Genomic DNA, 15470 nt, shown 5'->3' with positions numbered 1-15470 from the left:
GCGATGGAAGAAGGTTTGCGTTTCGCAATCCGTGAAGGTGGCCGTACTGTTGGCGCCGGCGTTGTTTCTAAGATTGTAGAATAATCTTAGAGTAACGATTCTAGCGGCTCGAATTGTCGGGTCGCTGGTTTTCCTCCTTCGGGAGGGTTGCAGGCCAGTAGTTCAATTGGTAGAGCACCGGTCTCCAAAACCGGGTGTTGGGGGTTCGAGTCCCTCCTGGCCTGCCATTTTATTTTATCGATTCAGGTTTCGTATATGACAGAACAAAACGAAGCGCAAGAATCAAGTTTCGACGCCCTTAAGTGGGTTTTTGTCGTTATTTTGGTTGGAGCGGCAATTGCAACGAACGTCTATTTAGATGCATACTCTTCATGGGTTCGTTGGGGTGGTATCGCAGCGCTATCTGTTGTTGCAGCGGGTATTGCATTGCTAACTGCGAAAGGAAAGGGTTTTTTGGTGTCGCTGGCAGCTTCGCGCAGTGAACTACGCAAGGTTATTTGGCCTACGCGTAAGGAAACAAATCAAACAACCTTGATTGTCCTGGTAGTAGTTGTCATCATGGGCATCATTTTGTATTTCATTGATATGCTCCTTGGTTGGGCAATCTCTTCAATTATTAGCTAGGAGTAGACATGTCAAAGCGTTGGTACGTAGTTCATGCTTATTCTGGGTACGAGAAAAAAGTGGCGTTAGCACTTCAAGAGCGTGTTGAGCTTCTTGATATGCAGGACAGCTTCGGTGATATCTTAGTTCCTACTGAAGAAGTTGTTGAGATGCGCGCAGGTCAAAAGCGCAAGAGTGAGCGTAAGTTCTTCCCTGGATATGTACTTGTTCAGATGGAATTGTCGGATGCATCATGGCATCTTGTAAAAGAGACGCCGCGTGTTATGGGTTTCATTGGTGGTAAGGCTGATAAGCCATCGCCAATTACAGAAGCTGAAGCAAACAAGATATTGGACCGCGTTCAATCGGATGATAAGCCAAGGCCGAAGACAGTCTTTGAGCCGGGCGAAGTTGTTCGTGTTAATGATGGTCCTTTCAACGACTTCAATGGAGTTGTTGAAGAAGTTGATTATGAGAAGAGTCGCCTCAAGGTGGCCGTACTTATTTTCGGGCGTTCTACGCCAGTTGAGCTAGAATTCGGTCAGGTCGAAAAGGCCTAAGCTCAACATGCTGAATTAAGCCTGCTTTAATCGAAATGATTGAGGTGGGCTTTTTGCGCGTTAAAAAACGTGCTAAATCGCCTTGTGGCGTTAACCGGGGAGCTTAACGGCGTTTGTACCCAATAGGAGAAATGAAATGGCTAAGAAAGTTGAAGCTTATATCAAGCTACAGGTGCCAGCGGGTAAGGCTAATCCAAGTCCACCAGTTGGTCCAGCGCTAGGTCAGCGCGGTGTTAACATCATGGAGTTTTGTAAGGCGTTTAACGCAGAAACTCAAGATATGGAAGCAGGTCTTCCAATCCCTGTTGTTATCACTGTCTATGCAGATCGTTCTTTCACGTTCATCAGAAAGACGCCTCCAGCGTCAGTCTTGTTGCGTAAAGCTGCAGGTATCCAGAAAGGTTCTGGTACGCCTAACACCGTTAAAGTTGCTTCGGTAACTCGCGCGCAGTTGGAAGAAATCGCTACCACCAAGATGGCAGATCTTACCGCAGCTGATATGGATGCTGCGGTACGTACAATTGCTGGCTCTGCACGTAGTGCGGGCATCACTGTAGAGGGTCTGTAATCCATGGCTAAGCTAACTAAGCGTCAAAAGCTGATCGCCGAGAAAGTTGATAGCACTAAGCTATACAGCATTTCAGAAGCGGTTGCGCTAATTAAAGAATTAGGCACAGCTAAGTTCGAAGAGACCGTAGAGGCCGCTGTGAACTTGGGTGTCGATCCACGTAAATCCGACCAGGCTATCCGTGGTGCAACGACGTTGCCACATGGTACTGGTAAAACCGTTCGCGTTGCTGTTTTCACTCAAGGTGCAAATGCTGACGCTGCGAAAGAAGCTGGTGCTGACCTCGTAGGTATGGATGAGCTTGCTGCTGAAATTAAAGGCGGCATGATGGATTTTGACGTTGTTGTTGCATCACCGGATGCAATGCGCGTTGTTGGACAGTTGGGTCAGGTTTTAGGTCCTCGCGGCCTAATGCCAAACCCTAAGACTGGTACTGTAACTCCAGACGTAGCAACGGCTGTTGCAAACGCGAAGGCTGGTCAGGTTCGTTTCCGTGCTGATAAAGGCGGTATCGTTCATGGCGGCATCGGTCGTGTTTCATTCGACGAAGTGGCTATCAAAGAGAACCTTGAGTCGCTGCTAGCTGAGCTGAAAAAGCTTAAGCCTGCTGCTGCAAAAGGTCAGTACGTTAAGAAGATTACGCTTTCAAGCACTATGGGTCCTGGTCTAAGCCTTGACCTTGGTTCGCTAGAGGCATAATCGGCTTAAACTTTGGGGTCTGAATACATGTATTCAGGCCATCAAAGACCGTAGGTGTGCTTGCACTTAATAGCCTACGCAGATGGTGTTGTTTCCCAAACCAGTTTTAGCTGGATTTGTGTTGAGCACCGAGGTGATCTAGCAATATTGCTAGGTTTTATTCAAATCCAGGAGTGACTATATGGCTATTGGACTAGAAGGCAAGAAAGCGATTGTCGCAGAAGTCCAGCAAGCTGCAGAAAGCGCATTGTCAGCTGTGATCGCGGATTCACGCGGTGTAACAGTTGGTGATATGAACGCTTTACGCAAAGAGGCTCGTGAGAACGGCGTTTGGTTAAAAGTTGTTCGTAACACCTTGGCGCGTCGCGCTCTTCAGGGTACCGAATTCGAATGTGTTACTGACACATTGGTTGGTCCAAGTATTATTGCATTCTCTGCCGAGCACCCAGGTGCTGGCGCGCGTATTCTTAAGGAATTCGCTAAGAGTAACGATAAGCTTGAACTTAAAGGTGCTGCGTTCGAAGGTAAAGTAACGGACATCGCGTTGTTGGCAAGCTTGCCTACATACGACGAGGCTATTGCTAAGCTTATGAGCGTTATGAAAGAAGCGTCTGCGGGTAAGTTGGTTCGCACTATTGCGGCTATTCGCGATCAAAAAGAAGCAGAAGCAGCGTAATTCACGGATTTTCCGTAAGCTTTTGTTTTGTTTGTCTATTAATACGAGCAAATATGCTCACTAAATTAGGTACTGACTCATGTCTTTGACTAAAGAAGATATCATCAACGCAGTTGCAGAAATGTCTGTAACAGACGTAGTTGCTCTTATTGAAGCAATGGAAGAAAAATTCGGCGTATCAGCAGCGGCAGCAGTAGCTGTAGCTGGCGGTGCAGATGCTGGCGGCGCAGCTGCTGAGCAAACTGAATTCGACGTTGTTCTTACCGGCGCAGGCGATAAGAAAGTTAACGTAATTAAAGCCGTTCGTGGTCTTACAGGTCTTGGCCTTAAAGAAGCGAAAGGAATGGTTGACGGCGTACCGTCAACTGTTAAAGAAGGCGTATCTAAGGATGACGCAGAAGCAGCTAAAGCAGAGCTTGAAGCAGCTGGCGCATCTGTTGAACTTAAGTAATACTGAGTTCAATAAAACGCTACTCGTTAGCACCTGCTAGCGAGCGAGGCTGGCGGTTTTTACCGTCAGCCTTTTGTCGTTTAAGAAATTGCCAACCATGACGGCATTAAATTATGGAAGTCCACCGCAGCTTTAATGCGGAAATTAGGTGCACCACCCGTGCACAAAGGTTGTTTGACCTATCAACAAGGTGCAACAAGCTGGGGAACGCTGATGGCTTATTCATACACTGAGAAGAAACGCATTCGTAAAGATTTCGGTAAACTACCGGAAGCAATGGATGTGCCTTTCCTACTCTCGATTCAGCTCGATTCATACAAGAAGTTCACGCAGGATGGTGTTAATCCTGATGCGCGTCTTGATATGGGTCTTCAGGCTGCTTTCAAATCTGTTTTTCCAATCGTTAGTCATTCGGGCAGCGCAGCGCTTGAATACGTAAGTTACGTTTTGGGTGATCCAGAATTTGATGTTCAAGAATGTATTTTACGTGGCGTAACTTACGCTGTTCCGCTACGTGTTCGTGTTCGCTTGATTATCTATGATAAAGACTCTGGTAATAAGAGTATTAAGGATATCAAGGAGCAGGAAGTTTATATGGGCGAAATTCCGCTCATGACTGAAAATGGTACCTTTGTAATTAATGGTACCGAACGAGTGATTGTGTCGCAGCTTCACCGTTCACCTGGTGTTTTCTTTGATCACGACAAAGGTAAGACTCACGCTTCGGGCAAACTATTGCACTCAGCGCGTGTTATCCCATACCGTGGCTCATGGTTAGATTTCGAGTTCGATCCGAAGGATAATGTCTTCGTCCGTATCGACCGTCGCCGTAAGCTTCCGGTTACTATCCTTTTGCGTGCAATTGGTTACACCAATGAAGAGATTCTTTCTCGTTTCTTTGATACCGACACCTACAAAATCACGAAGAAGGGCTTGATGCTCAAGCTTATTCCTCAGCGTCTTCGTGGTGAAATTGCGGCGTTTGATATCATTGATCCTGACGGTAACGTCATTGCTGAAGAAGGTCGTCGTATCACGGCGCGCCATATTCGCAACATCGAGAAAAGTGGCTTAAAAGAGCTTCAGGTTCCAGTAACGTACCTAGCTGGTAAAGCATTGGCTAATGACATCATCGACAAGAAAACCGGTGAAGTGATTGTTGAGTGTAATACCTCGGTAAGTGAAGAAGTTCTTGAGCAGCTCGGCGCCGCTGGTGTTAAGACCTTTACTACGCTTTACACCAACGACCTTGACTGTGGTGACTTCATCTCTGAGACGCTTCGCATCGATACCACGCGTACCGAGCTTGAGGCGCTAGTTGAAATCTACCGCATGATGCGTCCAGGTGAGCCGCCAACGAAGGATTCTGCAGAAGGTTTGTTCCAGAATCTATTCTTCTCGCCGGAGCGCTATGATCTTTCAGCGGTTGGTCGCATGAAGTTCAACCGTCGTCTAGAGCTTGAAGGTGATGAAGGTGAAGGTACACTTTCTCCTGAAGATATCGTTCGCGTCATCGAAGAACTTATTAATATCCGTAACGGCAAGGGTGAAGTCGATGATATCGATCACCTAGGTAACCGTCGAGTTCGCTCGGTTGGTGAAATGGCCGAGAACCAATTCCGTGTTGGTTTAGTTCGCGTTGAGCGTGCGGTTAAAGAACGTCTTTCGATGGCAGAGAGCGAAGGGTTGATGCCGCAGGATCTTATTAACGCTAAGCCGGTTGCGGCAGCCGTTAAAGAGTTCTTTGGTTCAAGTCAGTTATCTCAGTTCATGGATCAAAACAATCCGTTATCTGAAATCACGCACAAGCGACGTGTATCGGCGTTAGGCCCAGGTGGTTTGACCCGTGAGCGTGCCGGCTTTGAAGTACGTGACGTTCACTCAACGCACTACGGTCGAGTTTGTCCAATCGAAACGCCGGAAGGTCCAAACATTGGTTTGATCAATTCCCTGGCGACCTATGCGCAAGCTAATCAGTATGGTTTCCTAGAGAGTCCATACCGTGTTGTTAAGAACGGTAAGGTAACCGATGAAGTGGTTTACCTATCTGCTATTGATGAAATGCGCTCGGTTATTGCGCAGGCATCGGCAACGGTTAACGCGAAGGGTGAGCTAACTGACGAGCTGGTAAACGTTCGTTACGAAAGCGAATTCACCGTTAAACCCGCTGCTGACGTTCAGTATCAAGACGTTTCGCCTAAGCAGGTTGTTTCGGTTGCAGCGTCACTGATTCCATTCCTCGAGCACGATGATGCTAACCGAGCGCTAATGGGCTCGAACATGCAGCGTCAGGCAGTGCCTACCCTGAAGGCTCAGAAGCCATTAGTTGGTACCGGTATGGAGCGTGCAGTGGCACGTGACTCAGGCGTTTGTGCCGTAGCACGTCGTGGCGGTGTGATTGATTCAGTGGACGGCGGTCGTATCGTTGTTCGTGTTGCTGATGAAGAAGTAGGTGATGATGCAGGTGTAGATATCTACAACCTGACGAAGTACACCCGTTCTAACCAGAACACCTGTATCTCTCAGCGTCCTATTGTTAATGAAGGTGATATTGTTGCTCGTGGCGACATCCTAGCTGACGGTCCTTCCGTTGACTTGGGTGAGTTGGCACTGGGTCAAAACATGCGCATCGCGTTCATGCCTTGGAACGGTTACAACTTCGAGGATTCGATCCTAGTATCGGAGCGCGTTGTTGAAGAAGATCGTTTCACTAGTATTCACATCCAAGAGTTGACCTGTGTTGCTCGTGATACCAAGTTGGGTTCAGAAGAAATTTCTGCTGATATTCCTAACGTTGGTGAAGCGGCACTATCAAAGCTAGATGAGTCGGGTATTGTTTACATTGGTGCAGAAGTTGATGCCAATGACATTCTGGTTGGTAAGGTGACGCCGAAGGGCGAAACTCAGCTAACGCCAGAAGAGAAACTACTCCGTGCCATCTTCGGCGAGAAGGCCTCTGATGTTAAGGATACCTCGCTACGTGTTCCAACCAGTACCAAAGGTACGGTTATCGATGTTCAAGTATTCACTCGTGATGGCCTAGCCAAAGACACGCGTTCGCTTGAGATCGAAAAGGACATGTTGGACGAGTACCGCAAAGATTTGAACGAAGAGTTCCGCATCGTTCAGTCGGCAACTTACGGTCGTCTAGAGAAGCAGCTAATTGGTAAGAAAGTTACCGGTGGTGCTGGTCTTAAGAAGGGTGATGAGTTAACTGCAGAACTTCTAGCTGGTCTTGAGAAAGACGAGTGGATGAAGATTCGTCTTGCAGACGACACCGCTAACGAAGCAATCGAAGCGGCTAAGACTCAGCTTGAAACAGTTCGTGCAGAACTGGACGAGCGCTTTGAAGTTAAGCAGGGCAAGATTCGCAGCGGCGATGACTTGGCTCCTGGTGTACTTAAGATTGTTAAGGTTTATCTAGCAGTTAAGCGCCGTATTCAGCCAGGTGATAAAATGGCTGGTCGTCATGGTAACAAGGGTGTTATCTCGGTAATCATGCCGGTTGAGGACATGCCTTTTGACGAGCACGGTGTACCGGTTGATATCGTATTGAACCCTCTTGGTGTTCCTTCGCGAATGAACGTTGGTCAGATTCTAGAAACTCACCTTGGCTTAGCGGCTAAAGGTCTGGGTGAAAAGATTGATCGCATGATGAAAGAGCAGCGCAAGCTTGCTGAGATTCGTGAGTTCCTCATGGAGCTATACAACACCGGTGGCGATCAGCATACCGATATCAGTGAGTTAACTGATGAAGAAGTCTTGCACATGCTGGGTAACCTGAAAGCAGGTGTGCCGATGGCAACGCGCGTATTTGATGGTGCTCGAGAGAGTGAGATCAAAGAGCTTCTTCGTCTAGCAGATCTACCTGATTCAGGTCAGATGACCTTGTTCGACGGTCGTACAGGTAATGCGTTTACACGCCCTGTTACGGTTGGCTACATGTACATGCTCAAGTTGAACCACCTTGTCGATGACAAGATGCACGCTCGTTCAACGGGATCATACAGCTTAGTTACCCAGCAGCCGCTAGGTGGTAAAGCACAGTTTGGTGGTCAGCGCTTTGGTGAGATGGAAGTGTGGGCACTTGAGGCGTACGGCGCAGCGTATACGTTGCAGGAAATGTTGACCGTTAAATCGGATGACGTTAACGGCCGTACCAAGATGTACAAAAATATTGTCGACGGCGATCACCGTATGGAACCAGGCATGCCGGAGTCTTTCAACGTATTGTTGAAGGAAATCCGCTCGCTAGGTATCGATATGGAATTGGACACAGACGACTGAGTTGAATCAGTAGGCGAGGCCATTCCGGCTTCGCCTGCGTAGTGGAGGAAATACCTTGAAAGACTTATTGAATCTACTGAAGTCACCGGGCCAAGTAGAAGAGTTTGATTCCATCCGCGTCGGCTTAGCGTCGCCAGAGATGATCCGCTCTTGGTCTTACGGTGAAGTGAAGAAGCCAGAGACTATCAACTATCGTACGTTCAAGCCTGAACGTGACGGGTTGTTCTGCGCCAAAATCTTCGGACCAGTAAAAGATTACGAGTGCTTGTGTGGTAAGTACAAGCGTCTAAAGCACCGCGGTGTTATTTGTGAGAAGTGTGGCGTTGAAGTTGCGTTGGCGAAAGTTCGCCGTGAGCGCATGGGTCACATTGAGCTTGCAGCACCTGTGGCACACATTTGGTTCCTAAAATCATTGCCGTCGCGCATTGGTTTACTGCTTGATATGACGCTTCGTGATATCGAACGTGTTCTTTACTTCGAATCTTTCGTGGTAACGAACCCGGGCATGACCACGTTAGAAGTGGGTCAGTTGCTAACTGACGAGCAGTACTTCGAAGCGATGGAAGAGTTCGGCGACGAATTCGAAGCTAAGATGGGTGCTGAAGCGATTCAGTCACTCATGTTAGACATGGATATCAAGAACGAAATCGAGCGTCTGCGCGAAGAAATTCCTGCAACCAACTCGGAAACCAAGATCAAGAAGCTTTCTAAGCGCGTTAAGTTGCTAGAGGCCCTTGACCAGTCGGGCAACCGTCCAGAGTGGATGATCCTGGAAGCACTTCCAGTTCTACCGCCGGATCTTCGCCCATTGGTTCCGCTTGATGGTGGTCGTTTCGCGACGTCTGACCTCAACGACTTATACCGTCGTGTAATCAACCGTAACAACCGTTTGAAGCGTTTGTTGGAGTTGGGTGCGCCAGATATTATTGTTCGCAACGAAAAGCGTATGCTTCAGGAATCTGTTGATGCGTTGCTAGATAATGGCCGTCGTGGACGTGCTATTACTGGTTCGAACAAGCGTCCTTTGAAGTCACTTGCTGACATGATCAAAGGTAAGCAGGGTCGTTTCCGTCAGAACTTGCTAGGTAAGCGTGTTGATTACTCAGGCCGTTCTGTAATTGTTGTTGGTCCTACACTGCGTTTGCATCAGTGTGGCCTACCGAAGAAGATGGCTCTTGAGCTTTTCAAGCCGTTCATCTACAGCAAGCTTCAAGCTCGCGGTTTAGCAACAACGATTAAATCAGCTAAGAAGATGGTTGAGCGCGAAGATGCAGTAGTATGGGATATTCTTGACGAAGTAATTCGCGAGCACCCGGTCCTGCTTAACCGTGCACCAACTCTTCACCGTCTAGGTATCCAGGCCTTCGAGCCGGTACTGATTGAAGGTAAAGCTATTCAGCTACACCCACTCGTTTGTGCAGCGTACAACGCTGACTTTGACGGTGACCAAATGGCTGTTCACGTACCGTTGACAATTGAAGCACAGCTAGAAGCTCGTGCATTGATGATGTCTACGAACAACGTATTGTCGCCAGCCAACGGCGAGCCAATCATCGTACCTTCGCAGGACGTTGTATTAGGTTTGTATTGGTTGACCCGTGACCGTGTAAACGCGATGGGTGAAGGCATGGTGTTTGAGAGTATGGCGGAAGTTTCACGCGCCTATCACTCACATCAGGTTGATCTGCAGGCGCGCGTTAAAGTACGTTTCACTGATAAAGAGACCGGCGAAAGAGAGATCGTTGACACCACGGTTGGTCGTGCGCTGTTGTTCGAAATACTACCTAAGGGTCTTTCGTTTGATCTAGTTAACAAGCCAATGGTTAAGAAAGCTATCTCGACAGTGATTGACGAGTGCTACCGTACCGTTGGCCTTAAGTCGACAGTGATCCTAGCTGACCGTCTGATGTACGCTGGATTTGAATACTCGACTAAGTCGGGCTCTTCAATTGGCGTGAACGATTTCGCAATTCCAGATGCTAAAGCGGAGCTCATTGCTCAGGCAGAAGCTGAAGTTGCGGAAATTCAAAATCAGTACGAATCTGGCTTGGTAACTCACGGCGAAAAGTACAACAAAGTTATCGATATTTGGTCTCGTACTAACGACCTCGTTGCGAAAGCAATGATGGACGGCATCGAGAATGAATTTGTGATCAACCGTGACGGTGAAGAAGAGAAGCAGCCTAGCTTCAACTCGGTCTTCATGTATGCTGACTCAGGCGCTCGAGGCTCCCCAGCCCAGATTCGTCAGTTGGCGGGTATGCGTGGATTGATGGCGCGTCCAGATGGTTCGATTATTGAGTCACCTATTACCGCTAACTTCCGTGAAGGTTTGAGCGTACTTCAGTACTTCATCTCTACTCACGGTGCTCGTAAGGGTTTGGCTGACACCGCACTTAAGACCGCAAACTCGGGTTATCTAACTCGTCGTTTGGTTGATGTGGCGCAGGATGTTGTAGTAACTGAAGCGGACTGTGGCACCACAGAAGGCCTGGTTATGGCGCCGATCATCGAAGGTGGTGACATCATCGAGTCATTGGGTAACCGTATCCTTGGTCGTGTTGTAGCCCGCGATGTAGAAGTTGACGGCGAAGTAATTCTTGCCGCTGGCACCTTGATTGATGAGGCAGAAGTTAACCTTATCGACAGCTCTAACGTTGATGAAATCATTGTTCGTAGCTCAATTACTTGTGAAGCAGAGCACGGAATCTGTGCGGCGTGTTACGGTCGTGACTTGGCTCGTGGCCATATCACTAACCCAGGCGACTCGGTAGGTGTTGTAGCAGCGCAGTCAATTGGTGAGCCGGGTACCCAGCTTACTATGCGTACGTTCCACATTGGTGGTGCGGCATCGCGTGCATCTGCTGATGATAGTATTCGCGTTAAGCAGGAAGGTTCAATTCGCCTACATAACGTTAAGTATGTAACCCGCGCTGACGGTAACCTTGTTGTGACTGCGCGTTCAGGTGAAATTGCTGTTGCCGATGAAAATGGTCGTGAGCGTGAGCGTTATAAGCTCCCTTACGGTGCTGTGTTGTCGGTAAATGAAGGTGATTCAGTTGACGGCGGTGCTCAGGTGGCGAAGTGGGATCCACACACGCACCCAATCGTCTCTGAAGTGGCGGGTAAAGTTCAGTTCAGCGGCATGGAAGAAGGCTTATCGATTCGCAGTCAGACTGATGAGATCACTGGTCTCTCAACGCGTGCTGTCATCGATGTGAACGAGCGCTCTTCAGCGGGTAAGGATCTTAAGCCTACCGTTACGCTAGTTGATGCTAAAGGTAAGGAAATTAACCTGCCTAATAGTAACGCTCCGGCGCACTATGCGTTGCCATCGAATGCTATCTTCTCGTTGAGCGATGGTGATGAGATTGGTATTGGTGATGTTGTTGCACGTATTCCTCAGGAATCGAGCGGTAACAAGGATATTACCGGTGGTCTACCTCGCGTAGCTGACTTGTTTGAAGCGCGTAAGCCGAAAGAACCGTCAATCTTGGCGGAGATATCAGGTACCGTTTCATTCGGTAAAGAAACAAAAGGCAAGCGTCGTCTTGTGATTACCCCGAACAACGGCGAGCTACTTGCCGATGGTTCTACACATTGGGAGCAGTTGATTCCTAAGCACCGTGTAATGGGCGTATTCGAAGGTGAGACGGTTGCTAAAGGTGAAGAAATTGCCGATGGCCCACCAAACCCACATGACATTCTTCGTCTGAGGGGTGTGGCGGCGCTTACCGACTATATCACTAACGAGATTCAAGAAGTTTACCGTCTACAGGGCGTTGGCATTAACGATAAGCACATTGAAGTTATCGTTCGTCAGATGCTCCGTAAAGTCGAAATCCTCGACGGTGGTGACTCTGAATACATCAAGGGTGAGCAGATCGAGTTTCAAGCGATCGTTGCCGCTAACAAGAAATTGGAAGCAGAAGGCAAAATGCCAGCCCACTTCGAGCGTCTGTTGCTCGGGATTACCAAGGCATCGTTGGCCACTGAGAGCTTTATCTCGGCGGCATCGTTCCAGGAGACAACTCGCGTCCTAACGGAAGCAGCTGTAACCGGTAAGTCCGATCGCCTTCGCGGTCTGAAGGAAAACGTTGTTGTTGGTCGTCTGATCCCTGCCGGTACTGGCCTCGCTTACCACAGTGAGCGTCGCCGTAAGCGTGCCGTTAAGGTTGAAGACACTGGTTCACTAGGCGTTTCGGCGGATGAAGTCGAAGCGGCATTGACCGAGGCCTTGAAAGGCAACTTCTAAGATGGTCGCGTTAGGAGGGGAATCCCCTCTTGACGCACTTGATCACCATCTATACAATGCGCGCTCCCTATAAATGGGAGCCGTTACTTAGTTTCTAAGTGACATTTTTAGATATTATTGAATTGGAGTAGTTTAATGGCAACGATCAACCAGTTGGTTCGTAAGCCTAGAAAGCGCAAAGTCATTAAGACTGACGTTCCTGCTTTGCAGGCATGTCCGCAGCGCCGTGGTGTATGTACTCGTGTTTACACTACTACCCCGAAGAAACCAAACTCTGCACTTCGTAAGGTTTGCCGTGTTCGTCTAACGAACGGCTTTGAAGTGACTTCCTACATTGGTGGTGAAGGTCACAACTTGCAAGAGCACAGTGTTGTGTTGATTCGTGGCGGTCGTGTAAAAGATTTGCCTGGTGTGCGTTATCACACCGTTCGAGGCACATTGGATACATCAGGTGTTAGTGATCGCCGTCAGGGCCGTTCTAAGTACGGTGCTAAGCGTCCTAAAGCGTAAGCGTTTCTAGAGAATCGAGTAAGGTCTAGGCTGGCTTACAGTCCTAGGAAAGCCTGAAGAAGAGGGTTTTATTATGCCAAGAAGACGAGTTGTCGCAAAACGCGAAATTCTACCGGATCCAAAGTTCGGTGATGTTACGCTAGCGAAATTCATCAACCACGTAATGGTTAGCGGAAAGAAGTCGCTATCAGAGCGTATTGTATATGGCGCACTTGATACTATCGCAGCAAAGTCAGAAGGCGATGCACTAGAAGTATTTAAAGAAGCGTTAGAAAACGTTGCCCCGATGGTTGAGGTTAAATCTCGCCGTGTGGGTGGTGCAACTTACCAGGTGCCGGTCGAAGTTCGCCCAGCACGACGCACAGCACTTGCTATGCGTTGGTTGGTTGAATTTGCACGTAGCCGTGGTGAGAAGTCCATGCCTGGACGTCTAGCCGGCGAAATTCTTGACGCTGCAGCACAGAAAGGTGGCGCGGTTAAGAAACGTGAAGATGTACACCGTATGGCGGAAGCCAACAAGGCGTTCTCTCACTTCCGCTTCTAAAGAAGCTGGAGTTAGAATTCTTCGCGAGATTAAGGCGGCTGTTTCGACAGCTGCCTTTTTCCCATGAAGTGCCCTAAAAAATTAGGAATTATTTGTAGTGGCTCGTAAAACCCCAATTAATCGTTACCGTAACATTGGTATTGTTGCTCACGTGGATGCTGGTAAAACAACCACCACCGAACGTGTGCTGTTCTATACTGGTTTATCTCACAAGATAGGTGAGGTACATGACGGTGCCGCAACGATGGATTGGATGGAGCAAGAGCAGGAGCGTGGTATTACGATCACCTCGGCGGCTACAACCTGCTTCTGGCGGGGAATGAATGCTCAGTTTGATGAGCATCGTATTAATATTATTGATACTCCTGGGCACGTAGACTTCACGATTGAAGTAGAGCGCTCGCTCCGTGTTCTGGATGGTGCTGTTGTTGTGTTGTGTGGCTCGTCCGGTGTACAGCCACAAACCGAAACAGTTTGGCGTCAAGCTAATAAGTATGAAGTGCCGCGCGTTGTGTTCGTCAATAAGATGGATCGTGCTGGTGCTGATTTTAATAGTGTGGTTGAGCAGCTTCGTGAACGATTAGGTGCTAATGCAGTGCCGATGCAGTTGACGATTGGTGCTGAAGATGAATTTAAAGGTGTTGTCGACCTCTTAAAGATGAAGGCAATTCTGTGGAATGAAGCTGATCAGGGAATGACCTTTGAATACGGTGACATTCCTGGCGAAATGCAGGATGAATGCGATGAAGCGCGCGAGTTCCTGATTGAAGCCGCGGCTGAGGCCAACGACGAGCTCATGGAAAAGTACCTCGAAGAGGGTGAGCTCAGTGAAACTGAGATCAAGGAAGCGATTCGCCAGCGAACTTTGGCTAATGAAATTGTTCCCGTGTTCGGCGGCTCCGCATTTAAGAATAAGGGCGTTCAAGCAGTCTTGGATGCAGTGATTGAGTACATGCCTTCGCCAACCGAAGTTAAGGCGATTGAAGGTCATTTACTCAATAAAGATGAAACAGTTGAAGCTCGTGAAGCGAAGGACGATGCGCCGTTTGCCGCACTCGCTTTCAAAATTGCGACGGATCCATTCGTTGGTACACTTACTTTCTTCCGGGTCTACTCGGGTAAGTTGGAAACCGGCACAGCCGTTTTCAATTCAGTGAAAGAAAAGCGCGAGCGAGTTGGGCGTATGGTGCAGATGCATGCGAATGATCGTCAAGAGATCACTGAGGTCTTGGCGGGAGATATCGCGGCAGCAGTAGGGTTAAAGGATGTCACCACGGGCGATACGCTGTGTGATATGAAAAAGCCTATTGTTCTTGAGCGTATGGAGTTCCCGGAGCCGGTAATTTCGGTGGCGGTTGAGCCTCGTTCCAAGCCAGATCAGGAGCGTATGGGTATTGCCTTAAGCAAGTTGGCGCAGGAAGATCCATCATTCCGTGTTAAGACTGACCCGGAGACCGGGCAGTGCATTATCTCCGGTATGGGTGAACTGCACCTTGATGTGCTAGTAGATCGCATGCGTCGCGAGTTTAATGTTGAAGCGAATATAGGTAAGCCTCAAGTTGCTTATCGCGAAGCAATTAAGAGCGCCTGTGACATCGAAGGAAAGTTTGTTCGACAGTCCGGCGGTAAAGGCCAGTATGGCCACGTAAGAATTAAGTTTGAACCGTCAGAGGAAGAGGGTTTAGAGTTTATCAACGAAATCGTTGGCGGTGTTGTTCCTCGTGAATACATTCCGGCGGTTGGTAAGGGTATCGAAGAACAAATGCAGAATGGTGTTCTTGCGGGCTACCCATTGATTGGTTTGAAGGCTACCGTATACGATGGATCGTATCACGATGTGGACTCTTCAGAGATGGCGTTTAAAATCGCTGCCGGTATGGCAACTCGTAAGTTGGCAGAAGAAGGCGATGTTATCCTGATGGAACCGGTCATGAAGGTTGAAGTGGTGACTCCAGAAGAAAATATGGGCGATGTTGTTGGTGATTTAAACCGTCGACGCGGCCTTATTTCCGGAATGGAAGAAAGCGCTTCAGGAAAGGTTGTCAATGCCGAAGTCCCTTTGGCGGAGATGTTCGGTTACGCAACCGACCTGCGTTCTGCAACCCAAGGTCGAGCGACCTATACGATGGAGTTCTCTAAGTATTCTGAGGCTCCAAGTAGCGTGGCTGATTCAGTCATCGCTAAGAATCATGTTTCTTAACTGTTAGCTATCGAGGACACTAGTCGTGGCAAAAGAAAAATTTGAACGTTCCAAGCCCCACGTAAACGTGGGCACAATCGGTCACGTTGACCATGGTAAAACAACTCTAACTGCAGC

The 15470-nt window shown here is 48.5% G+C and carries 13 protein-coding genes and 1 tRNA gene; all 14 read left to right on the top strand.

The window, feature by feature from the left end:
* Window positions 1-84, top strand: an 84-nt coding sequence (locus tag Q0698_RS13360) for a hypothetical protein (RefSeq protein ID WP_366140350.1), incomplete at its 5' end; no start/stop codon positions are given.
* Window positions 85-151: 67 nt separating this feature from the next.
* Window positions 152-227, top strand: a tRNA-Trp gene (locus Q0698_RS13095).
* 28 nt (window positions 228-255) lie between these two features.
* Complete coding sequence (secE, locus tag Q0698_RS13090) at window positions 256-624, top strand: preprotein translocase subunit SecE (RefSeq protein ID WP_298637141.1); 369 nt, start codon at window positions 256-258, stop codon at window positions 622-624.
* Window positions 625-632: 8 nt separating this feature from the next.
* Window positions 633-1163 (top strand): transcription termination/antitermination protein NusG, encoded by a 531-nt coding sequence (gene nusG, locus Q0698_RS13085; protein WP_298637140.1) that lies wholly within the window; start codon window positions 633-635, stop codon window positions 1161-1163.
* Between the two features lie 136 nt (window positions 1164-1299).
* Window positions 1300-1731: a 50S ribosomal protein L11 gene (gene rplK / locus Q0698_RS13080; protein WP_298637139.1), complete on the top strand. Its 432-nt coding sequence runs from the start codon at window positions 1300-1302 to the stop codon at window positions 1729-1731.
* A 3-nt stretch (window positions 1732-1734) separates the two neighbouring features.
* Entirely contained in the window at window positions 1735-2430 is a 696-nt protein-coding gene (gene rplA, locus Q0698_RS13075; RefSeq protein WP_298637138.1) for a 50S ribosomal protein L1, read from the top strand.
* A 181-nt stretch (window positions 2431-2611) separates the two neighbouring features.
* Window positions 2612-3106: a 50S ribosomal protein L10 gene (gene rplJ / locus Q0698_RS13070; protein ID WP_298637137.1), complete on the top strand. Its 495-nt coding sequence runs from the start codon at window positions 2612-2614 to the stop codon at window positions 3104-3106.
* 79 nt (window positions 3107-3185) lie between these two features.
* Window positions 3186-3557 (top strand): 50S ribosomal protein L7/L12, encoded by a 372-nt coding sequence (gene rplL, locus Q0698_RS13065; protein ID WP_121877697.1) that lies wholly within the window; start codon window positions 3186-3188, stop codon window positions 3555-3557.
* A gap of 213 nt (window positions 3558-3770) precedes the next feature.
* Window positions 3771-7844 carry a DNA-directed RNA polymerase subunit beta gene (gene rpoB, locus Q0698_RS13060; RefSeq protein ID WP_298637136.1) on the top strand — a complete coding sequence of 1358 codons (4074 nt, stop codon included), beginning with the start codon at window positions 3771-3773 and terminating at the stop codon, window positions 7842-7844.
* 55 nt (window positions 7845-7899) lie between these two features.
* A complete protein-coding gene (gene rpoC / locus Q0698_RS13055; protein ID WP_298637135.1) occupies window positions 7900-12099 on the top strand; it encodes a DNA-directed RNA polymerase subunit beta' in 4200 nt (1399 codons plus the stop codon).
* A gap of 135 nt (window positions 12100-12234) precedes the next feature.
* Entirely contained in the window at window positions 12235-12609 is a 375-nt protein-coding gene (gene rpsL, locus Q0698_RS13050) for a 30S ribosomal protein S12 (protein ID WP_121877695.1), read from the top strand.
* 73 nt (window positions 12610-12682) lie between these two features.
* Window positions 12683-13153, top strand: a complete 471-nt coding sequence (gene rpsG, locus Q0698_RS13045; protein WP_121877694.1) for a 30S ribosomal protein S7 — start codon at window positions 12683-12685, stop codon at window positions 13151-13153.
* A 97-nt stretch (window positions 13154-13250) separates the two neighbouring features.
* Window positions 13251-15353 (top strand): elongation factor G, encoded by a 2103-nt coding sequence (gene fusA / locus Q0698_RS13040; protein ID WP_298637134.1) that lies wholly within the window; start codon window positions 13251-13253, stop codon window positions 15351-15353.
* Between the two features lie 25 nt (window positions 15354-15378).
* A partial coding sequence (locus Q0698_RS13035) for a GTP-binding protein (protein WP_018694456.1) occupies window positions 15379-15470 on the top strand: 92 nt, incomplete at its 3' end.

It is taken from the genome of uncultured Umboniibacter sp., from assembly GCF_947497555.1.
Classification (GTDB): domain Bacteria; phylum Pseudomonadota; class Gammaproteobacteria; order Pseudomonadales; family DSM-25080; genus Umboniibacter.
Note: the sequence above shows the minus strand (reverse complement) of the source record. Positions and strands in the feature narration are given on the sequence as shown.

Excerpts from the sequence above, each read along its gene's own strand:
- secE (WP_298637141.1), top strand. The coding sequence starts at position 256 with ATGACAGAACAAAACGAAGCGCAAGAATCAAGTTTCGACGCCCTTAAG.
- nusG (WP_298637140.1), top strand. The coding sequence starts at position 633 with ATGTCAAAGCGTTGGTACGTAGTTCATGCTTATTCTGGGTACGAGAAA.
- rplK (WP_298637139.1), top strand. The coding sequence starts at position 1,300 with ATGGCTAAGAAAGTTGAAGCTTATATCAAGCTACAGGTGCCAGCGGGT.
- rplA (WP_298637138.1), top strand. The coding sequence starts at position 1,735 with ATGGCTAAGCTAACTAAGCGTCAAAAGCTGATCGCCGAGAAAGTTGAT.
- rplJ (WP_298637137.1), top strand. The coding sequence starts at position 2,612 with ATGGCTATTGGACTAGAAGGCAAGAAAGCGATTGTCGCAGAAGTCCAG.
- rplL (WP_121877697.1), top strand. The coding sequence starts at position 3,186 with ATGTCTTTGACTAAAGAAGATATCATCAACGCAGTTGCAGAAATGTCT.
- rpoB (WP_298637136.1), top strand. The coding sequence starts at position 3,771 with ATGGCTTATTCATACACTGAGAAGAAACGCATTCGTAAAGATTTCGGT.
- rpsL (WP_121877695.1), top strand. The coding sequence starts at position 12,235 with ATGGCAACGATCAACCAGTTGGTTCGTAAGCCTAGAAAGCGCAAAGTC.
- rpsG (WP_121877694.1), top strand. The coding sequence starts at position 12,683 with ATGCCAAGAAGACGAGTTGTCGCAAAACGCGAAATTCTACCGGATCCA.